Genomic DNA, 4,047 nt, shown 5'->3' on the forward strand with positions numbered 1-4,047 from the left:
ACCTGAGATCGCCGTCGTCGTTGTCTTCCACCCCACCATCGACCATGACAGTGTCGTCCCCCGTTTGGTCTGCCGCACGACCCCGCCCCCACTGCCTGACAGGGCGCACGCCGTTTCCAAGAGCATCGTCCGTTGCCGAGATGGACGCTGCGATGCACGCGCGTCCCTCCCTGAAAATGCAAAACCTTGAATGCGAGTATGCCCGATAATCGGCGGTCGTAAACAGGATGTTTCGACGCTGCGGAATTATCAACTGCGTGAAGAAAATGTGCGCGCCGATGGCATGGTTTTCGCATGCGCGCGGATGGGCATCACATTATCTGCACGACCATGAATCGTTTTGCGCAGGAACGGATTTACGTCACAGATCCGCGCCGCAATATTCAGGCATGCAGCGAATCTGCCGAATTTGCATATAGGTTCCGGTTGCAGGCAACCGCCATTCAGGCAAAGTCGAATACACGGTGATCGGGCACGCAGACAGCGGCCACACCCAGGGGGACAGCATGACCATGCACGTACGAGATACCGTTTCGACCACCGGCCTGGAGCTGGGTGGTCGTGGTTGCGCGGCCGCTGCCCTGCCCGGGAATGATCACCCTGCTTGAGCACAGCGGGATTGCCCGCCGTGCCTCCTCCGCCAGGAYGGCGGGGGCCTACGGACGGTCCCGGCGGAGCCGGGCCACCGGCCATGCAGGTGTCCTGCAGCAACTGACAGGTAGAGGGAGACAACCGTCATGAACGCATCGATCCGCAAGTTCCTGAAAGAAGAAGATGGCGTGACCGCGCTCGAATACGGGCTGCTGGCCGCCGTGATCGCCGGCATCCTGATCGTGGTGGGCAGAACCCAGATCACCGCGTTCTTCACCACGTTGTTCACCCGCCTGCAGGCCATTGCCACCGACGCCACCACCACCTAGCCAGCGCGCAGGGTGCAGCACCTGCGGTCGCTTCGATGGCGGCCGCGGTGGTCGATGAGGGGTTCTGCAACTGTCCAGTGACGGACAACGAGGGTGTGCGATGACACTGCTGGGATTGCTGGCCATGGGAGTGTGCCTGCGGATTGCGATCAGCGATCTGTATGCCCGCCGCGTGCCCAACACCTGGCTGCTGGCCGCGTGCGCGATCGCCGTGCCCCTGATCATCGCCGGCCAGTTCAATGCAACGCGCACGGCCTGGGCGCCACACCTGCTGGGCGCAGTCGTTGGCCTGCTGGCATTGCTGCCGTTCTATGCGGTGCGCTGGATGGGCGCCGGCGATGTGAAGTTCTTCGCCGTGCTTGGCCTGCTGCTGGGCTGGAAGGCATTGCTGCCGGTTTGGGTGCTGGCCAGCCTGGCCGCAGGCGCCCACGCCGTGCTGGTGCTGGCCGGTCGGCAGCTGGCCGGTCACCTGCCGCTGCGCCTGCAGATGCAGGTAAACCGCGCCAGCACGCACTTGAATGGCCACGCTGCTCTGCGCGAACTGCATGCCGCGCGCGAGGGGCGACAGGGCATTCCCTACGCAGCCTACCTGGCCTTCGCGGCGATTGGCTGGGTGTTGGCAACCACCTATGGAGGCGTCGCATGAAAGCGTTCGCGCGCCAACGCCAACGCGGCGTGGCCAGCATCGAATTCGCGTTGATGCTGCTGCTCGGCCTGGTGCCGCTGCTGCTGCTCACCTTTTCCGGCGTGCTGATCATGGCCGCGCAGCAGACGCTGGCGACGGCCTCGGCCGAGGGCGCGCGTGCTTCGCTGCGCTTTGGCAACGCCGGCGAGCGGCGCACCGCCGCCTGCCTGGCGGCCCGCCGCTCCATGCAATGGCTGYTGCAGTTTTCCGGGCAGAACCCGGACTGCAGCGGYGGCGGCACCGGCGCYATCGTGGTCTCGCCGCAGGCGCCCTGCGCCGGCCTGGCGACRGTGCAATGCATGACCGTGACGGTGAGCTACGACTATGCGTCCCATCCCTTCCTGCCCGGCACCGCCACGCTCTATGGCTGGGTGATGCAGGCCCCCATCCGCAGCGTCGCGGTCGCCCAGCTGGACCTCGGCAGCAACTGACGATCGGTACAGGAGACGATTTTCATGCTCAAGTTGACCCGCATCGCCGCCATCGCGCTGATCGCGCTCGCCGTGCTGCTGGCCGTGGTCGCCTTTGTGATCGGGCGGAAGCCTGCGGCCTCGGYGGACAACCCGAGCACGATCGTGAAGGCCGATGCGCAGACCTTCAGTGTCGTTGAAGCCACCGCGCGGCTACCCGCCGGCGAGCCGATCAGCGCCAATGGCGTGCGGCTGACACAACGCACCGCGGAAGTGCCGGGGGCCGTTGCCGACCTGGCAGCGGTGGTCGGCAAGGTGCCGGTGCAGGACATCAGCGAAGGCAGCGCGATTGCTGCCAGCCTGCTGGCACAGGGCTTCTCGCTGCAGCTGCGGCCGGGTGAACGGGCATTGGCGGTGCCGGTCGATGAGCTGGTCGCGGCAGGCAACCGCATCCTGCCCGGTGATTTCGTCGACGTCTTCCTCAACCTGCGCAGCGCCGCTACCAGCTACAACGGCCAGCAGGACATCGCACAGACGCGGTTGCTGCTGTCACGCCTGCGCGTGCTCAGCTACGGACAGCAGGACATCGCGGCAGCCCCGACGAGCAGCCAGGGCCAGGCCCCGGCCACGGCAGGCAACGACTCACGTGCAGCCGATATCACCAGCGGTTCCAGCAGCGCCCCCAGCAACGCAAACGGTAGCGATGCCACGCAGCCGGCGCGCACCGCGGTGCTGGCGGTGCCGGTGGCCGACGCCAACCGCCTGCTGCTCGGCGCACAGCAGGGCAAGCTGTTCCTCGCCCTGCGCAATCCCGCCGATACCGGCCTGCCGGATGTGGCGCTGTTCCCACAGGCGCGCGGCGTGCTGGACCCGGTGCGCGGCCTGGACAACGAGCAGCAGCAGGCCCTGCAGCGACCGGAGAACAACGCCTACGCCGGCCTGGATGGCGATGCGCTGGCTGGCCGCGGCAGCAGCGTGCAGCGCAGCGTCCACGAAACGCCGGCGCGTGCACCGGTGCAGCGTCGCTCGACGCCGCGACCGGCGGGCATCGAAATCATCCGCGGCGACACTGCTGCCCCCCGCGGCTCCCTTTGACCCTTGCCGAGAGCGCACATGACTGAACGTCGCCACCGCCTACGCCCCACTGTCCGCCAGCGCTGGCTGGCCCTGCTGCTGGTGCTGCTGGCACCGGGTGCGAGCGTGGCTGCCGACGATCTGTTGCTGCAGACCCGCGAACAGCGGCCATGGACGCTGCCGGCCGACCTGGAACGGGTTGCCATCGCCGACCCCGGCGTAGCTGACATCGTGATGCTGCGCGGCGCACGCCAGGCGCTGCTGGTAGGCAAGGCCCCCGGCACCACCACCCTGCTGCTCTGGCATCGCAAGCAGAGCGAACCGCAGCGCGTGCAGGTGCGGGTGCAGAGTGCCGTGCAGGGCGCCGCCGATGCCGGCTCCAGCGGACTGGTGTTCACCCAGCAGGACCAGCAGGGGCTGCTGCAGGGAAGCAGCGACAGCGTGCTGGCGCACATGCAGGAGCAGAAGACCGCGGTGATGGCGCTCGGCAAGGACGGCAGCCTGGCCGATGCCTCCACCATCAGCAGCGGAGGCGTGGTGCAGGTCGAGGTGAAGGTGGTCGAGTTCAACAAGACCGCGCTGAAGCAGATCGGCATCAACTTCCAGAACCGCAACGGTGGTTTCGCCTATGGATTCGCGCGGCCGGGCGGGCAGCTGCCAGGCAACACCGGCATCCTGCCTGGCATGAAGGAAGGTGAGTCGAGCAACGAAAGCGAGTCACCGATCTCCTCGGCGTTCAGGCTGGTGTTCGGTTCGACCAAGGGCCTGTGGAACGCCGATGTCGACCTGCTGCAGGCCAACGGCATGGCGCGCGTGCTGGCCGAGCCCACTCTCGTCGCGCTGTCCGGGCAGAGTGCCAGCTTCCTGGCCGGTGGCGAACTGCCGATCCTGGAGCCGCAGGGGCTCGGCACGACCACGGTTACCTACAAGCCCTTCGGCATCGGCCTCACCGTTACTC

At 67.1% G+C, this 4,047-nt stretch carries 5 protein-coding genes; all 5 read left to right on the top strand.

The features are described from left to right. The first annotated feature begins 737 nt into the window (after positions 1–737). Positions 738–920: a Flp family type IVb pilin gene (locus AC1VAN_RS14015; RefSeq protein WP_025878547.1), complete on the top strand. Its 183-nt coding sequence runs from the start codon at positions 738–740 to the stop codon at positions 918–920. Positions 921–1,020: 100 nt separating this feature from the next. Then, positions 1,021–1,566 (top strand): A24 family peptidase, encoded by a 546-nt coding sequence (locus tag AC1VAN_RS14020; RefSeq protein ID WP_032975294.1) that lies wholly within the window; start codon positions 1,021–1,023, stop codon positions 1,564–1,566. Continuing rightward, positions 1,563–2,036 (top strand): TadE/TadG family type IV pilus assembly protein, encoded by a 474-nt coding sequence (locus AC1VAN_RS14025; RefSeq protein WP_025878545.1) that lies wholly within the window; start codon positions 1,563–1,565, stop codon positions 2,034–2,036. Before AC1VAN_RS14020 ends, AC1VAN_RS14025 begins: the two co-directional genes overlap by 4 nt. 24 nt (positions 2,037–2,060) lie before the next feature. Further along, complete coding sequence (gene cpaB / locus AC1VAN_RS14030; protein ID WP_480986007.1) at positions 2,061–3,110, top strand: Flp pilus assembly protein CpaB; 1,050 nt, start codon at positions 2,061–2,063, stop codon at positions 3,108–3,110. An 18-nt stretch (positions 3,111–3,128) separates the two neighbouring features. Next, a partial coding sequence (locus AC1VAN_RS14035) for a pilus assembly protein N-terminal domain-containing protein (RefSeq protein ID WP_480986008.1) occupies positions 3,129–4,047 on the top strand: 919 nt, incomplete at its 3' end.

Source organism: Stenotrophomonas sp. 05L44_2, assembly GCF_056665995.1.